13 protein-coding genes are annotated in these 15,580 nt (G+C 57.7%); 9 read left to right on the top strand and 4 right to left on the bottom strand.

Annotation, left to right across the window (positions count from 1 at the left end; genetic code table 11):
• Window positions 1-306 precede the first annotated feature (306 nt).
• The 6 genes from I6J28_RS07225 (at window position 307) to galE (ending at window position 7,167) form a co-directional block, all read left to right on the top strand.
• Entirely contained in the window at window positions 307-1,722 is a 1,416-nt protein-coding gene (locus I6J28_RS07225) for an HAAAP family serine/threonine permease (protein WP_204608729.1), read from the top strand.
• A gap of 46 nt (window positions 1,723-1,768) precedes the next feature.
• Window positions 1,769-3,142: an L-serine ammonia-lyase gene (locus I6J28_RS07220; protein ID WP_204608726.1), complete on the top strand. Its 1,374-nt coding sequence runs from the start codon at window positions 1,769-1,771 to the stop codon at window positions 3,140-3,142.
• Window positions 3,143-3,302: 160 nt separating this feature from the next.
• Window positions 3,303-4,082 carry a helix-turn-helix transcriptional regulator gene (locus I6J28_RS07215; RefSeq protein ID WP_239194030.1) on the top strand — a complete coding sequence of 260 codons (780 nt, stop codon included), beginning with the start codon at window positions 3,303-3,305 and terminating at the stop codon, window positions 4,080-4,082.
• Window positions 4,083-4,264: 182 nt separating this feature from the next.
• A complete protein-coding gene (locus I6J28_RS07210; protein ID WP_005325073.1) occupies window positions 4,265-5,278 on the top strand; it encodes a sigma-70 family RNA polymerase sigma factor in 1,014 nt (337 codons plus the stop codon).
• 222 nt (window positions 5,279-5,500) lie between these two features.
• A complete protein-coding gene (locus I6J28_RS07205) occupies window positions 5,501-6,178 on the top strand; it encodes a metal-dependent transcriptional regulator (protein ID WP_005328577.1) in 678 nt (225 codons plus the stop codon).
• A gap of 2 nt (window positions 6,179-6,180) precedes the next feature.
• Window positions 6,181-7,167, top strand: a complete 987-nt coding sequence (gene galE, locus I6J28_RS07200) for a UDP-glucose 4-epimerase GalE (protein WP_204608719.1) — start codon at window positions 6,181-6,183, stop codon at window positions 7,165-7,167.
• Window positions 7,168-7,179: 12 nt separating this feature from the next.
• Here galE and I6J28_RS07195 read toward each other — a convergent pair whose 3' ends face one another.
• The gene (locus I6J28_RS07195) at window positions 7,180-8,265 is read right to left on the bottom strand and encodes a DUF4192 domain-containing protein (RefSeq protein ID WP_239454577.1); all 1,086 of its coding nucleotides are present in this window, start codon (window positions 8,263-8,265) and stop codon (window positions 7,180-7,182) included.
• Between the two features lie 243 nt (window positions 8,266-8,508).
• Between I6J28_RS07195 and I6J28_RS07190 the strand changes: the two genes are divergently transcribed.
• Together I6J28_RS07190 and I6J28_RS07185 are read left to right on the top strand one after the other, a co-directional pair.
• Complete coding sequence (locus tag I6J28_RS07190) at window positions 8,509-9,573, top strand: PAC2 family protein (RefSeq protein WP_204608713.1); 1,065 nt, start codon at window positions 8,509-8,511, stop codon at window positions 9,571-9,573.
• Between the two features lie 34 nt (window positions 9,574-9,607).
• Complete coding sequence (locus tag I6J28_RS07185) at window positions 9,608-12,151, top strand: DEAD/DEAH box helicase (RefSeq protein WP_204608710.1); 2,544 nt, start codon at window positions 9,608-9,610, stop codon at window positions 12,149-12,151.
• Between the two features lie 89 nt (window positions 12,152-12,240).
• On the opposite strand, the gene I6J28_RS07180 is transcribed toward I6J28_RS07185, so the two are convergent.
• Together I6J28_RS07180 and I6J28_RS07175 are read right to left on the bottom strand one after the other, a co-directional pair.
• Window positions 12,241-12,765 carry a carboxymuconolactone decarboxylase family protein gene (locus tag I6J28_RS07180; protein ID WP_204608707.1) on the bottom strand — a complete coding sequence of 175 codons (525 nt, stop codon included), beginning with the start codon at window positions 12,763-12,765 and terminating at the stop codon, window positions 12,241-12,243.
• 97 nt (window positions 12,766-12,862) lie between these two features.
• Window positions 12,863-13,456, bottom strand: coding sequence for a peroxiredoxin (locus tag I6J28_RS07175; RefSeq protein ID WP_005328586.1), 594 nt, complete (start codon window positions 13,454-13,456; stop codon window positions 12,863-12,865).
• A 160-nt stretch (window positions 13,457-13,616) separates the two neighbouring features.
• Here I6J28_RS07175 and I6J28_RS07170 point away from each other — a divergent pair, with 160 nt between their 5' ends.
• Window positions 13,617-14,561 (top strand): hydrogen peroxide-inducible genes activator, encoded by a 945-nt coding sequence (locus tag I6J28_RS07170; RefSeq protein ID WP_005328587.1) that lies wholly within the window; start codon window positions 13,617-13,619, stop codon window positions 14,559-14,561.
• An 89-nt stretch (window positions 14,562-14,650) separates the two neighbouring features.
• Here the strand turns inward: I6J28_RS07170 and I6J28_RS07165 are convergent, their stop codons facing one another.
• The gene (locus tag I6J28_RS07165) at window positions 14,651-15,559 is read right to left on the bottom strand and encodes a hypothetical protein (protein ID WP_204608705.1); all 909 of its coding nucleotides are present in this window, start codon (window positions 15,557-15,559) and stop codon (window positions 14,651-14,653) included.
• Window positions 15,560-15,580: the final 21 nt, after the last annotated feature.

Genomic DNA, 15,580 nt, shown 5'->3' with positions numbered 1-15,580 from the left:
CCTTTTACAAACGATTCCGTGACGTAAACCACTTTTCCGGATTTTGTGTAAAGCAAGCCATAAAGCGCAAGGGAATGCAAATTCTCAGAGAGTGATAAATGCCCTACTCGCAGTGCAATAATTTATTATCATTCTGCAAGATTTTGTTCTATACTGAAGGCACAGCGAAGCAAAAGGGCTGGACATGCAGGATGCGAGATAGTTTCTCAAAATCCTACAAACGCAAAATTGAGTGAGAAAATTTTTCTCACTCATGGTTGCAGAAGCCCAAACGCTTCGGCCGACCAACTAGATGTAGGAAAGAAAATGTCCCACTCAATCACGCGGCGCAACAAGGCCCAGCACCCAGAAAACCAGGCTGAGATGCCTGAGGATCTCAAGGCCTCCAAGGCAGCTCCCTCATCCAAGGAATCCGCACCCGCCCCTGGCATTGACACCCCGTTCGATGGCCAGAAGGGTGCACCGAAGTGGAATAAGGAAGACACCGTATGGATGCTCTCCCTGTTCGGCACCGCAATCGGCGCTGGTGTCCTCTTCCTTCCCATTAACGCCGGCATCGGTGGCATCATCCCGCTTATCATCATGACGGTCTTAGCACTGCCTATGACCTACTGGGCTCACCGCGGAATGACCCGCTTGGTACTGTCCAGTTCCAAGCCAGACGGTGACCTCACGGACGTCGTGGAAGAGCACTTTGGCAAGAAGGCTGGTGTGCTCATGAACATCCTGTACTTCCTGTCGGTCTACCCCATCCTGCTGGTCTACTCGGTCACCATCACCAACACGGTCAACTCCTTCCTGGAGCACCAGCTCGGAATTACTCCTCCGGACCGCTGGCTTACCTCCCTCCTGCTGGTAGGCGGCCTCATCCTAATCGTCCGCATGGGCAAGGACGTCGTAGTTCACGTCATGTCCTATTTGGTATACCCATTCATCGGCATCTTGGTTCTGCTTTCCCTCTACCTCATCCCGAAGTGGAATACCGCGCTCTTCGATTCCTTCGACCTCAACGTCGCTCGCGAGGCTTCTGGCCACAGCATGGGCGTTACCCTGATGCTGCTGGTTCCGGTTATGGTCTTCTCCTTCAACCACTCCCCGATGATTTCCTCCTTCGCCGTTGACCGCCGCCAGACCTACGGCAAGTTCGCTGAGGCCAAGTCCCGCAAGACCTTGCTCCGCGCAGAAATCCTCATGGTCGTCGTGGTTATGTTCTTCGTCTTCTCCACCGCTCTAAGCCTCTCCCCGGCTGACATGGCGGACGCTAAGGCACAAAACATCACCATCCTGTCCTACTTGGCCAACCACTTCGATAACCCACTTATCCAGTGGATTGCCCCAGTCATCGCCATGATTGCAGTTGCTAAGTCCTTCCTCGGCCACTACCTCGGCGCAGCCGAAGGCTTCGAAGGCCTCGTCATCAAGGGCAGCAAGAACGCAAGCAAGGACGACGCAGAGTCCGCTCACAAGCTCGATACCATCACCCTCATCTTCATGCTGGTCACCGCTTGGCTCGTCGCCTGGGCTGACCCATCCATCCTGGGCATGATTGAAACCCTGTGTGGCCCGACGATTGCCATCATGCTCTTCATCATCCCAATGGTCGCCATCCACAAGGTCCCAGCGCTGAAGCGCTACAAGGGCATGGCTTCCAACTACTTCGTCTTCTTCATGGGCCTCGTCGCCCTAGCAACCATCATCTACTCCATCGTCCAGGCCTTCTAAGTACCGCCGCAGACGAGAAAATCGCAGAGGATTCAAGGAAAGAACAATGTTCATCAGCATCTTCGATATGTTCAAGATTGGCATCGGCCCCTCAAGCTCACACACCCTAGGCCCAATGAAAGCCGGCAAGGCTTTCGTGGACGAACTCAAGGAAAAGGACCTCCTTGACAAGGTCACTCGAGTTCAGGCAAATGTCTACGGCTCCCTCTCCCTCACGGGCATCGGCCACTCCACAGACAAGGCCATCCTCCTCGGCCTCGCCGGTGAAGAGCCAGAGACAGTTGATATCGACGGCATCTCCGAATTCATGAAGAACGTCCGCAGCAGCGAGAAGCTCATGCTGGGCGGCTCCCACGAGGTGGAATTCCCCAAGGACGGCGGCTTCTACTTCCACGATGAGTACCTCCCAATGCACGAGAACGGCATGTGTCTTATCGCCTTCGCCGGCGAGGAAGACATCCTGCACAAGACCTACTACTCGGTCGGCGGCGGTTTCATCGTCAAACAGGAAGACTTTGCCAAGCGCACGGACGCCAAGGTTGATATCCCCTTCCCGTACGCTAGCGCCGCAGAGATGCTCGAGCTGTGCGAGAAGAACAACATGACCCTCCCGGAGCTTGGCTTGGCCAACGAGTTGGCCCTGCGCTCGGAAGACGAAGTCAACGAGCACCTGCGCAAGGTCCGCGATGTCATGTACACCGGCATCGAGCGCGGCTCCGCTACCGACGGTCCGCTTCCAGGTTCCCTGCTTGTCCCCCGCCGCGCCGCTGCCCTGAGGCGCCGCTTAGAGCAGTCCGAACCGCACGATGGTCTGAACATCCTCAGCTGGGTCAACATGTTCGCACTGGCTATCTCTGAAGAGAATGCATCCTGTGGCCGCGTTGTTACCGCTCCCACGAACGGTGCCTGCGGCGTTGTCCCGGCGGTACTGGCCTACTACGACAAGTTCGTTGAGCCCGTCACCACCGAGATGTTTGCTGATTACATCTTCGCCTGCAACCAGATTGCTTCCCTGTACAAGATGAACGCTTCCATCTCTGGCGCTGAGGTCGGCTGCCAGGGTGAGGTTGGTGTAGCGTGCTCCATGGCTGCTGGCGGTCTCGCCCAGCTCATGGGCGCTACCCCAGAGCAGGTTTGCATTGCAGCCGAGATTGGCATGGAGCACAAGCTAGGCCTGACCTGTGACCCAGTCCTTGGACAGGTTCAGGTCCCCTGCATTGAGCGCAACGCTGTCGCTGCCGTTGACTCCATCACCAGCGCCCGCATGGCGCTGGAGCGCGAGAGCAAGCCATGCGTTTCTTTGGACGAAGTCATCTGGACCATGTATAAGACTGGTAAGGATATGAACGCCAAGTACAGGGAGACCTCACAAGGTGGCCTGGCCCTAGCAGTTCACCCACCAGTTCCGGTGTGTGGATAGAGACCACCCTGTAGAGAAGCGATGAGCCGGGTGAGCACAGCGCTAAGCCGCTTGTGTTCACCCGGCCTTCTTGGCGCTAGTTCCCCCCCCTTCCGCCTACTCGCTTCCGTGTGATATCTTCTCTATAACCTGACAGGAATTAAAGGACATGCTTCAGCTAATGAATTTCCCTAGCGGCAGTGCCTCCGAAGAAAACTTCCTCGAGCAGTACATTCCCCTCGTCGAATTCCTCGGTAAGGCAATGGGCCCCAACACCGAAATCGTGCTCCACGATCTCGACGTTCCCGATAAATCCATCATGGCCATCGCCAACGGCCACATCTCTGGCCGGCAGCTAGGCGGCCCCGTGACCGACTTCGCTCTGTGGTTTATGAAACAAGGCGATGCCGCAGCAATCCCCATGATGACCGGCTACCGCGCCGTCAATGCGGAAGGCAAAATTTGCCGCTCTTCTAGTTATTTCATCCGAGACGACTCTGGCCATATGCGCGGCATGCTGTGCATCAATGTTGACGTCTCCGAGTTGGTACACATTCGCGATACTGCCGCCGCACTTATCGGCAACGCCGATGATCCCGCATTTGATAAGTCGAAGGCCTTCGGCGGCTATCCCGGCACGGAAGAGCAGCCGCAGCGACCCGTCGCGGTACCAGACCCGGCTCCAGAAGACGAGGCTGCGGAAGAGGAGCCAGAGAAGGAAGAAGTCAGCGAGTCTTTGCGTTCCAACGTAGAGAACCTTCTAGATTCCATGTTGAATTCCGCAATTTCTAACCAGAGCACGCCAGTACCTCGCATGCAGCGCGAGGAGCGACTCGAAGTGGTCTCTGACCTTGAGGATGCAGGATTCTTCCTTCTTAAAGGCGGAATTGCCGCGGCAGCGACGCGCCTAGGCGTATCTGAACCGACTATCTACCGCTACCTCGTCCAGGTGCGCGGATAGTAGTTCCACATACCAAGCTATTCGCAGCTCGTAACCGTTCCCCGTGGTACCTCTCCCCCGAAAAGGTGGAGTTGTACCACGGGGACCAACTGTTTTTACTAATTCTCTCTGCACTGGGAACTAAATCGCTAAAGACTCCGTTGTACTGTGTGAAACCGGCGACAAATTCAGGAGGCTTCACTATGACGAAGACATCTGCCACCACCGCCAAGGGCACTTCAAGTGCCACTACTGATGAAGAACAGGAAGTAGACCGCGGATCTCGCCGCAACCAAACCAACGATAATCCTTCTGCCGACCTCGTCCGCGTCTATCTCAACGGCATCGGCAAGACCGCACTGCTCAGCGCGGAAGATGAGGTAGAACTCGCTCAGGCCATCGAGGTTGGACTGTACGCGGAGTACAAGCTCAATAACGCAGAAAAGCTCACCCGTGCCGAAAAGCGCGACCTAAAGATCCTCGCCCGCGAAGGCAAGAAGGCACGCTCCCACCTGCTCGAAGCCAACCTGCGCCTCGTTGTCTCGCTGGCCAAGCGCTACACCGGCCGCGGTATGCCACTGCTGGATCTCATCCAGGAGGGCAACCTAGGCCTTATCCGCGCAATGGAGAAGTTCGATTACGCCAAGGGATTCAAGTTCTCCACTTATGCCACGTGGTGGATTCGTCAGGCGATTACCCGCGGCATGGCTGACCAGTCCCGCACCATTCGCCTCCCAGTCCACTTGGTTGAGCAGGTTAACAAGCTTTCTCGTATTAAGCGCGAGATGTATCAATCATTGGGCCGCGAAGCTACCAACGAGGAGCTTTCGGAAGAATCCGGTATTGATGAGAACAAGATTGAAATGCTGCTGCGCCAGTCGCGCGATCCGGTCTCTCTCGATATGCCGGTAGGTACCGATGAAGAAGCTCCTTTGGGCGACTTCATTGAAGATGCAGAAGCTACCGATGCTGAAACTGCGGTCGTCGCATCTATGCGCCACTCCGATATCCGCGGTGTGATTGACACCTTAGAGAAGCGCGAGCAGGACGTCATCCGCCTGCGTTATGGCCTCGATGATGGTGTTCCGCGCACCTTGGATCAGATAGGCCGCCGCTTCGGCCTTTCACGCGAGCGTGTACGCCAGATTGAGCGCGAAGTCATGGCTAAGCTGCGCGATGGAAACCGCGCCGATCGCCTGCGCGAGTACGCTTTGTAATCCACGCCTACTGCATTCGGCAGCACATCCTATCCCCGGGCCCATTTGGCAACGTACCGCCATGGGCTCGGGGTTTGGCGTGGATAAGGCATCGGCTTGGTTCCTAGCGGCGAGCCAAGCCTTGGGTAGGCTAATCTGGACTGCAGAGTCTAGAAAGCGCTTTCCCGTTCTTGGACGGGACTATAGCCGCGTAACTGTATTCACACAGAAAGGTATGCCCACGTGAGGGACCTAGTTGATACAACGGAGATGTATCTGCGGACCATCTACGAGCTAGAGGAAGAAGGCATTACTCCCCTGCGCGCCCGCATTGCGGAGCGTTTGGAGCAGTCCGGACCTACGGTTTCTCAGACTGTGGCCCGCATGGAGCGCGATGGCCTTTTGCACGTGCGCACCGACCGCAGTTTGGATCTCACGGACAAGGGCCGCGACCTAGCAACCGCAGTCATGCGCAAGCACCGTTTGGCAGAGCGTTTGCTTACCGACGTCCTGGGGCTCGACATTGCCAAGGTCCACGACGAGGCCTGCCGGTGGGAGCACGTCATGAGTGAAGAGGTGGAAAAGCGCATGGTCGCCGTTCTCGATGACCCGACGCGGTCCCCCTTTGGCAATCCTATTCCGGCACTGTCTGCACTTGGCTTCGATGTTCCGCAGCCGGACCAGGGCACCCGGGCGGTCGATCTCCCCAATGGCGAGCAGGTCTCCGCGACCGTCATCCAGGTCAATGAAATCCTGCAGGTTGATGATGGCACCTTCCAGGAGCTCACCGATGCCGGCATTCGTGTGGGCGCCAAGGTATCTGTGGTCAATAACAGCGGCACGATCACACTGTCGACACCGGAAGGTGGCAGCGTCGTGCTTTCCGACGATTTGGCGCACGCAGTGCGCGTGGAGGTATAGCTATGAAGCTTCTCGTTACCGGTGGCGCCGGCTACGTGGGCAGCGTCTGCGCCGCAGTATTGGTCGAACAAGGCCATGACGTAACCATCATCGATAATTTCTCCACCGGCAACCGTGAGGCCGTTCCGGAAGCCGCCCGCGTCATCGAGGGCGACGTCGCGGACAAGGCTGCCGATGTCCTGGGCGAAGGTGGCTTCGAAGGCGTCATTCACTTCGCTGCGCGCTCCTTGGTGGGCGAATCCGTGGAAAAGCCAGATGAGTACTGGCAGCACAACGTCGTTACTACCCTGACACTGCTTAATGCCATGCGGGATAACGACGTCAAAAACCTCGTCTTTTCCTCCACCGCTGCAACCTACGGTGAGCCCGACCAAGTCCCGATTACGGAAGACATGCCAACCCAGCCCACCAATCCGTATGGTGCGACCAAGCTGGCCATCGACTACATGATCACGTCCTTTGCCCACGCCTACGGCCTGGGCGCTACCTCGCTGCGCTATTTCAATGTGGCTGGTGCCTACGGAAATATTGGCGAGAACCGCGAGGTAGAAACCCACCTCATCCCCATCGTGTTGCAGGTTGCTTTGGGCCACCGGGATAAGATCTTCATGTTCGGCGATGACTGGGATACCGCAGACGGCACCCCAGTGCGTGACTACATCCATATCCGCGATCTAGCCGACGCCCACGTGCTTGCCCTCGAGTCCAACGAATCTGGCAAGCACCGCATTTACAACTTGGGTTCTGGCGATGGGTACTCCGTCAAGCAAGTCATCGAGATGTGTCGCAAGGTCACCGGCCACGATATTCCGGCTGAGGTGGCCCCGCGCCGCGCGGGCGACCCAGCTACGCTCATCGCTTCCTCAGAGAAGATTCAGCGGGAACTCGGGTGGAATCCCACCCGTACGGACCTGGAAACCATCGTCACCGACGCGTGGAACTTCACCCGACAGCTTGGCGATAAGGCACATTCCGCAAAGCGGTCCTAGACGCCGCGCGTGTTAGGCGGGGCTGTCAACGCGGAGCCCCGCCGCTTCGCGGGCTAGCTCGCAACCATGGCATAGGCTGGAGACCAACCGCTTTCCCATACCGCTGCGATACCCCTGCGCTATGAGGCGCCCCAAATTGTGATGGGGCGCCTCTTCTACTACTACTGCCAGCGCCGGACCGGCATAAATTCCGAATTCGTGAGACACCTGGCTAGCAGCATACAAAGCTAGGGCGTTGTAGCGAATAGACCCCTGGAATGTACGGGCTACCGCCAATAACAGGTCACCTGCTTCCTGCGGCGCGGAGACAAGCTCCGTAATGACTAGGTCGCGGGTCCAGGTGGTAGACATCCACATGGCTGCCACACACAACAATTCTTCATTTTCTAGGGTTTCCTCCAGCGATTCGACCTCGCTGAGCACATAGAGCACATCGGCAATGAGGTGCTTGACCACCTGCACTGGATCTGTAGTGCCGTATCCGTGCCCGGCGCGCAGTTGGCGGGCAATCTCTTCGGCGCATCGCTCCATGGCCCTAATCTCTTCTTCCCCAAAGTATGGGTTCGGGTCCTTGAAACGCTGGACCAAGTCATAACGGCTAAGTTCCGGAAGCATCCCGTTATTCACGCAGGCGCGCATCGTGTGGCTCGTCGAGATGGCGGGTATGGTTCCTTCCATCCAATTCTGCAGCGGGCCCTCGCCGCTTTCTGTGGCGTGGCCAAAGATGAGGTCATAGGCGGTATCGGTGGATAGTTCTTCGGACAGCCAGCAGGCATCGATGCCCATACCTGTCCGGTCTTGGAAATGGTAAAGAGACTGCAGAATGTCCCAGAGCTCTCCTTCCTCGCGCTGGGAGAGCACGAAGCAAAAAATGATTTCGGGGTTTCCGCAGTGAAACGCATCCATCACCTCGTGCAGGGCACCAGGCACATCGTGCAAATCGAGGCGGGCTACTGGTCCGATGCTGTATCCGCGTTGGCTGGGTTGGATGGAGATGAGGATGACTGATTCGGTGGGAAAGAATCCGAGGATTCCTGGGATATTGGCGAGGATATCGCCGGGCGTACGGATGGGCTGAGTTGGTGTTGTGATGTCCATGGCCCCAGCCTCAACCATGAGCGCAACTATGCATAGGCCGCTAAGGATTAGGTGGTGGGGATCTGTGGATAGGTGGGGTGAAGGGGGGCGTCGGCTAGCGGCTTTCCACAACCCGCCCGGGATTGCGCTGGCAATGCGCAGCGGTTTGGGGCACAATTGTTTATTTAACCTCGCAGTGCGCGCGGGAATAGTAGGCACGCGCGCGGCGTTGGGGTAGGTAAGAATGCAAGGAGGTAACACAACATGCACGAAGAAGATCGCCGCATGTATGAGCTGGAATATCCGGCTCCGGTGATTAGGGATGATTCCGGTGACGGACAAGGCCCCACCATGATTGTTGCCATGCACGGCTATGCTGACGCTGGCCAGGCCATTGAGGCAAGTGCTGACCACCTGAAGGCCGCTTTGGAAGGCCGTCAGCTGGCGTCGTTTAACTCTGATGAGCTGATTGATTACCGCTCGCGCCGCCCAGCCATCACGATTGATAAGGATCGGGCGCTGGAAATCGAGTCCATGGATCTTGGTATTAAGGTCCTGCGCGATAATTCCGGAAAGACCTTCCTACTGCTGTCTGGCCCTGAACCAGACATGCGCTGGGAGGCGTTTACTACCGCCGTGGTGAAGTTGGTGGAAAAGTTCAACATCGAAGACACCATTATGCTCTATGCCGCGCCGATGCCGGTGCCGCATACCCGCCCCACGGTGGTTACGGCCCATGGCACCTCCTCCCGCTTGACTGAGCACATGCTCTCGATGGATTCCACCATGATGGTGCCAGGCTCCGCCGCGCTGTATCTGGAAAAGGCTCTGGCGGATAAGCACCGCACGGTGGCTGGATATACCGTCCACGTGCCGCATTATCTGGCAGCTTCGCCTTATCCGCAGGCCACGTACCAGTTGCTGGATTCGGTGGCTCGGGCGGCGCGCCTCAACATTCCTTTGGGCAGCATTGAGGCCGATATTTCTCGCGTGGAAAACCAGCTGGAGGAGCAAGTTGGTGGCTCGGATGAGATCGAAGGCGTAGTCCAACAACTCGAGCAGCAATATGACGCTTATATGGAGCGCTACCGCAAGGAGCATCCGCAGGCGATCATGCCTGGCGAGGAGCCCATGCCTACCGGTGAGGAAATCAGCGAGGAGTTCCAGGCATTTTTGGCTTCCTTGGATGAAGAAGAAAGCCAGCAGATCATCAATACCGAGATCGATGACCGCGAAGATTCCGCCGAAGAGGAAGGCCCGCAGTCCGATGATGGCAAGGATGGCACTGATTCTGCTTCGGGCGAGGGCGACTTAGGTGACGATATCTAACTAACCCGCCCCCATCGCCGCTAAGGTGGTGGGGGTGAACTTATCTCAGCTGCTGCCAGATTTAACGGAAGTACCCGAGTCCCTCGTAGACGAGGCAATTTGGGATACCTTTACCTCGTGGACCACCGGCCGGGGTATCAATTTGTACCCAGCGCAAGAAGAAGCCTCGCTCGGTATTTTGGCCGGCGATAATGTTATCCTCGCTACCCCTACAGGCTCGGGAAAGTCCATGGTGGCTAATGCTGCACACTTCATCGCCCTAGCTCGTGGCCAGCGCAGCTTCTATACTGCGCCGATTAAGGCCCTTGTGAGCGAGAAGTTCTTTGCCCTGTGCGATATCTTCGGCGCCGAAAATGTGGGCATGATGACTGGCGACGCCACCGTTAATGGCAATGCCCCCATCATCGCCGCCACCGCCGAGATTGTGGCCAATATTGCGCTGCGCGATAGCGCCGAGGCCAATATCGACCAAGTAGTGATGGACGAGTTCCACTACTACTCCGAGCCGGATCGCGGTTGGGCCTGGCAGGTGCCGCTGCTGGAGTTGTCCAAGGCGCAGTTCCTGCTCATGTCCGCCACTTTGGGCGATACTCAGTGGCTAGAAGATGATCTCACCCGCCGCACTGGCCGCGCCACCAACCTCGTCGCCGGCACCACGCGGCCTGTCCCGCTGGATTTCTCCTATGTCTTTAGCGCGGTGCACGAGACCATCGAGGAGCTCTTGGCCGATAAGAAGGCACCCATCTACGTGGTGCACTTCTCGCAGCGTGAAGCGGCCGAGCGCGCCCAGGCGCTCACCTCACTTTCGGGGATCATTACCAAGGAAGAAAAGGAAGCGATTGCTCAAGAAATAGGTGGGTTCCGCTTCACCACTGCCTTTGGCAAAGATCTGTCCAAGCTCTTGCGCAAGGGCATCGGCATCCACCACGCGGGAATGCTGCCCAAATACCGCCGTTTAGTAGAGCGCCTGGCGCAAAAGGGCCTGCTTAAGGTCATTTGCGGCACCGATACCCTGGGTGTGGGCATTAACGTGCCCATCCGCACCGTGCTGATGACTGGCCTTGCCAAGTTCGACGGCCAGCGCCAACGCATCCTCAAATCGCGCGAATTCCACCAGATTGCCGGCCGCGCCGGCCGAGCCGGCTATGACACCGAGGGCACTGTGGTGGTCGAGGCCCCCGAGCACGAAATCGAAAATGCCAAGGAACGCCGCCGCATCGGCGACGACCCCAAGCGCTTGAAGAAGCTGAAGAAGAAATCCGCCCGCGAAGGCGAAGTGTCCTGGTCCGAGAAGACCTTCGCGCGCCTTACAGAGGCTGAACCGGAACAGCTTACCTCTCAGTTCCGCGTTTCTAATTCCATGCTGCTCAACGTCTTGGCACGCCACGGCAATGGCTATGACCACATGCGCCACCTGCTGCGAGACAACCACGATAATCGCAGCAAGCAGAATAAAGACATCCTCACGGCACTTGATCTCTTCCGCGGGCTAGTGGATTCTGGCGTGGTACAAAAATCCACCAAGGGATTGGATATCTACGGTCGCCCCTACCATTTGGTGCGAGAGCTGCCGCGTGACTTTGCGCTCAATCAACCGCTGGGCCCATTCGCGCTGGCGGCGCTCTCGCTGCTGGATCCGGAGGCAGAGACCTATAACCTGGACGTCATTTCCGTGTTCGAGGCCATCCTAGATGACCCGCGCCAGGTGCTCATTGCCCAGCAGAAGCAGCGCCGCGGCGAAGAGATCGCCGCGCTAAAGGCGGACGGGGTGGACTACACCGACCGCATGAATATCGTAGAAGACATCACCTGGCCGAAGCCGCTCGAGGAGCTACTGGAGCAGGCCTACGATACTTTTGCTGAGACCAATGCGTGGGTTAGGGAGTTTGAGCTGCGGCCTAAGTCCGTGGTGCGCGACATGCTCGAGAACGCGATGACCTTCTCGGATTTGGTCGCAACGTACGGCTTGGCCCGCTCCGAGGGCGTGATTTTGCGCTACCTGACCGACGCCTGGCGCACCCTCAAGCAGTCCATTCCGGACGAGTACAACACGCCAGAACTCGAAGACATCGTTATCTGGCTAGGTGAGCTAATCCGCCAGGTAGATTCCTCGCTTGTCGACGAATGGGCGCAAATGGCCGGCGAAGACTCCCCCATCGACCAAGACACGGTGGATCGCGAGCTGGCCTTTGGCGTGGAGGACCCCACCGCGCTCACGGCCAATCGCCGCGCCTTTACCATTATGGTGCGCAATTACATGTTCCGTCTGGTGCAGCTTTTCGCGCTAGAAAAAGAAGACCGCCTGGCGGAGCTACTTGATTATCTAGACGAGGTACCGGACTTCGGCGCTATCTTGGATGACTATTTCGATGAATATGACGATATCGATTCCGGCCCCGAGGCCCGCGGTCCCGAGTACTTCCGCCTGGGCGATACTGACTCGCGTTTGTGGTCCGTGCGTCAGATCATTAAGGACCCAGTCGGCGACCACGCCTACCAGTTCGTCGCTACGGTGGATCTCGATGCCTCCGATGAAGCCGGCGAAGTCCGACTGTCGGACCTGCGCGTGGAGTACTAGCCAGCGAAAACGACAAAGCCGCCCTGGTTGCCGCGCCCCGGAATAAGGAGGGCGTCGGCAAGCGCGAGGGCGGCTAAAGGCCGGCTATTTTAGCGTGCGGCCTCGATCTGGACAGCCTGTGCCACAGCCTGGACAACGGCCGCAACCTTGACGGCCTCCCAGACCTGCTCCTTGCTCAGGCCAGCCTCGTTGAGCTCGTGAGCGTGGGCACCCAGGCAGTGCTCGCAGCCATTGATGGCGGAGACTGCGGTATTCCACAGCTCGAAGTTGGCCTTGTCTACGCCTGGCTTGGAGATGATGTTCATGCGCAGGCCGAACTTCACCTGTGCGTAGTCATCGCCCAACCAGCCCTTGGCGCGGTAGGCAACATTGTTCATAGCCATCACGGTGGCTGCGCCGTAGGCTGCCTCGATAGCTTCCTCAGACAGGTGCTCCTTTGCTTCCTCCGCAATCTCAGACAGCACGGTGTCATTGCGGGTTGCGGCGGCCGATGCCAGCAGGCAGCCCCAGAGCTGCTCCTCGTCCAGGTCCTTGGAACGGGTCAGGGTGCCCAGGTTGAGCTTCTGGTCCTTGGCGTACTCCGGCAGGGAAGACTTCAGATTATCAATAGACATAGCTTTTCTCCTTTGAGGTTTTGATAGGAATTTGCTGTGCTGGATTTAAAAGGAAACCCCGCCACGAAAGCGGGGTAAACCTGCATCTCAGTGAGATTTAGAGTGCGGACTGAACGACGTCCATCTTGTTGATGTTCTTGGTTGGGTCGTTCTTCTCCCAGTTGCAAGCGCAGACCTCTTCGGACTGCAGGGCGTCGAGCACGCGCAGAACCTCGTCTACGTTACGGCCGACAGCATCCGGGGTGACGGATACGAACTGGATAACGCCATCCGGGTCGATGATGAAGGTGGCGCGGTCAGCAACGCCATCGGCGTTTTCTACGCCCAGCGCACGAATGAGGTCGTGGCGCACGTCGGAGAACATCGGGAAAGGAACTTCCTTCAGATCCGGGTGGGTTGCGCGCCAGTTGAAGTGAGCGAACTCGTTATCGGTGGAGCCACCGAGGATCTGGGTATCGCGGTCCTGGAATTCCTCGTCCAGCTTGCCAAAGGCAGCGATCTCAGTCGGGCAAACGAAGGTGAAGTCCTTCGGGTAGAAGAAGACGACCTTCCACTTGCCCTCGTACTTGTCCAGGGATACCTGCTCGAAGTAGTCCTCCGGCTGGTTAGCGTTGACATCGTGCAGGTCGCCACCGGTCAGGGCGGTGAGGTTGAACTCTGGGAACTTTTCGCCGACGGTCAAAATAGGCATAGTCTTCAACTCCTTTAGCAAAGGCTTTTCCTCTAAGTTTCCTGCCGCTTTGTGTACAAGCAGCGGGGCCGGACCGTGTCCGGCCCAACACGATCAGTTATACCATCTTTTCCGCTCGCGTCAATAGCAAATCCTATAGGTAAGTGTTAGAGTGATAGGCATGCATAATAAAGAGTATCGCCCTACACTTGCTCAGCTGCGTACCTTTGTCACCGTGGCGGAAAACAAGCACTTTGGTACCGCAGCCGCCAAACTCGAAATTTCCCAGCCCTCCCTCTCCCAGGGCCTCGTTGCTCTCGAACAGGGCTTGGGTTTGCAGCTCATCGAGCGCTCTACCCGCAAGGTCATCGTCACCTCGGCCGGTGAGACCCTCCTCCCCTATGCCAAGGCCACTCTTGAGGCCGCCGATACCTTCCTCGCCCATGCCCGCGGCGCCAACGGCACCCTTGCCGGCCCACTGACCATCGGCGTTATCCCCACCATTGCCCCCTACATCCTTCCCGATCTGCTCTCCATGCTTGCAGAGGCCTACCCGGACCTCGAGCCACGCTTCGTCGAGGAGCAAACCCAGCACCTCATCACTCGCCTGCGCAATGGCAACTTGGATCTTGCCATCATGGCCCTTCCATCCGAGGCCACCGGCATGGTCGATAGCCCTCTGTACACGGAGAAATTCTCCATTGTCTGCCCGCCGGATCACCCCATCGCCGGCCGCGAGGATGTCGAGCTTGCGGAACTCAAGGACCTGGATTTGCTGCTGCTTGACGACGGCCACTGCTTGCGCGACCAAGTAGTCGACCTCTGTCGCCATGCCAATATCAACCCAGCCGAGGCCACCAATTCCGTCACCCGCGCCTCCTCCCTGACCACCATCATGCAGCTGGTCATGGGCGGACTGGGCTGCACCCTCGTCCCCGAGTCCGCCCTAGCCACCGAATGCCACGGCAAGGACGTCGCCATCGCCCACTTTGCCTCCGATGTCACCGCCGAACGCGAGGTGGGCCTCGTGTTCCGTTCCTCCGCCGCCCGCGCCGAGGAATTCCGCGAATTCGGCACACTCATCACCTCCGCCTATAACAAGGCGATTGAGCGCTCCCGGCAGTAGTCTCACCCGGCGGCCCCACACGGGGGCGTCGCCAAGCACGCCAAAGGCCACCGCCCCTAATTGGAGCGGTGGCCTTTAACTATGGTGCGCTAGACCTGTGGGAAGGTGTTGCGGCCCGCGCACTGGCGGAACATATGCGCCTGTGCCAAGAGAGTAACCGGATACGCCACGATGAGGCCGATGCCCAAAAGCAAGAAACCAGCCACGATGATGAAAAAGTTCAAAATTGCCAGTAGCAACATTTGGCCGTAGTTGTTCTTACCTGCCTGAAAGCCCTTCTTCACGGCATCCCCAACGCTATCGCCATCGGCCGCGAACCATTGCATCAGCGAGAAGAATGGTTGGATAAAGAAGCTAATCAGCGAAATCACGCCGATGATGCCCATGACGCTTAATACTGCCGCAACTGCTTCGTCCTCCGTCATATTCTCGGCGTCGTTAAGCAACCCATAGACAGTTCCACCTACTGCAGCGAATGCAATGAGGCTCGCCACCGCCCCGATGACAAGCATGATGACCAGCGGCTGCCACCAACGCACGTTCTTAAAAAGGTAACCCCAACCGGTGCGGGCGTCATCGATCTGGAAAAGCGCTAGGCGCATAATTACCAGCGACAATACAAGGCTTAGGACAGTCGAAATGAGCTGAGAAACCCAAGAACCCGCGGTTGGCTCACCCGAGCCGGAGTAGCTCGCGGCATTAATGCCGCCAGCAATGGCTACAAAAACGATACTTAGAACAAAAAGCGCTAGTGCTCCTAGAATCCACAGCTTCCAATTGCCAAAGACAGTCCGAAAAGCCCAAGAAACGGCATCTATGGCCGAAACCTTTCCGGTGTGCTGAGGCTCGCCCGCCTGGTAGCCGGCGTAGCCTTGGGCATTGCCCTCGTGGCTGCCACCATACGATGGAAGCTGACCGTAGTCCGGCCGATCCTCGGGATGGTTGGTCGGCTCATAGCGAGGAAAATCGTCATTTCCACCCGAATACGGGTTCGTCATAGGCGGTGCTCCTCCTTCAGG

Origin of the sequence: Corynebacterium tuberculostearicum (assembly GCF_016894265.1) — a bacterium.
GTDB lineage: Bacteria > Actinomycetota > Actinomycetes > Mycobacteriales > Mycobacteriaceae > Corynebacterium > Corynebacterium tuberculostearicum_D.
This window is presented reverse-complemented; position numbering and strand designations above follow the sequence as displayed.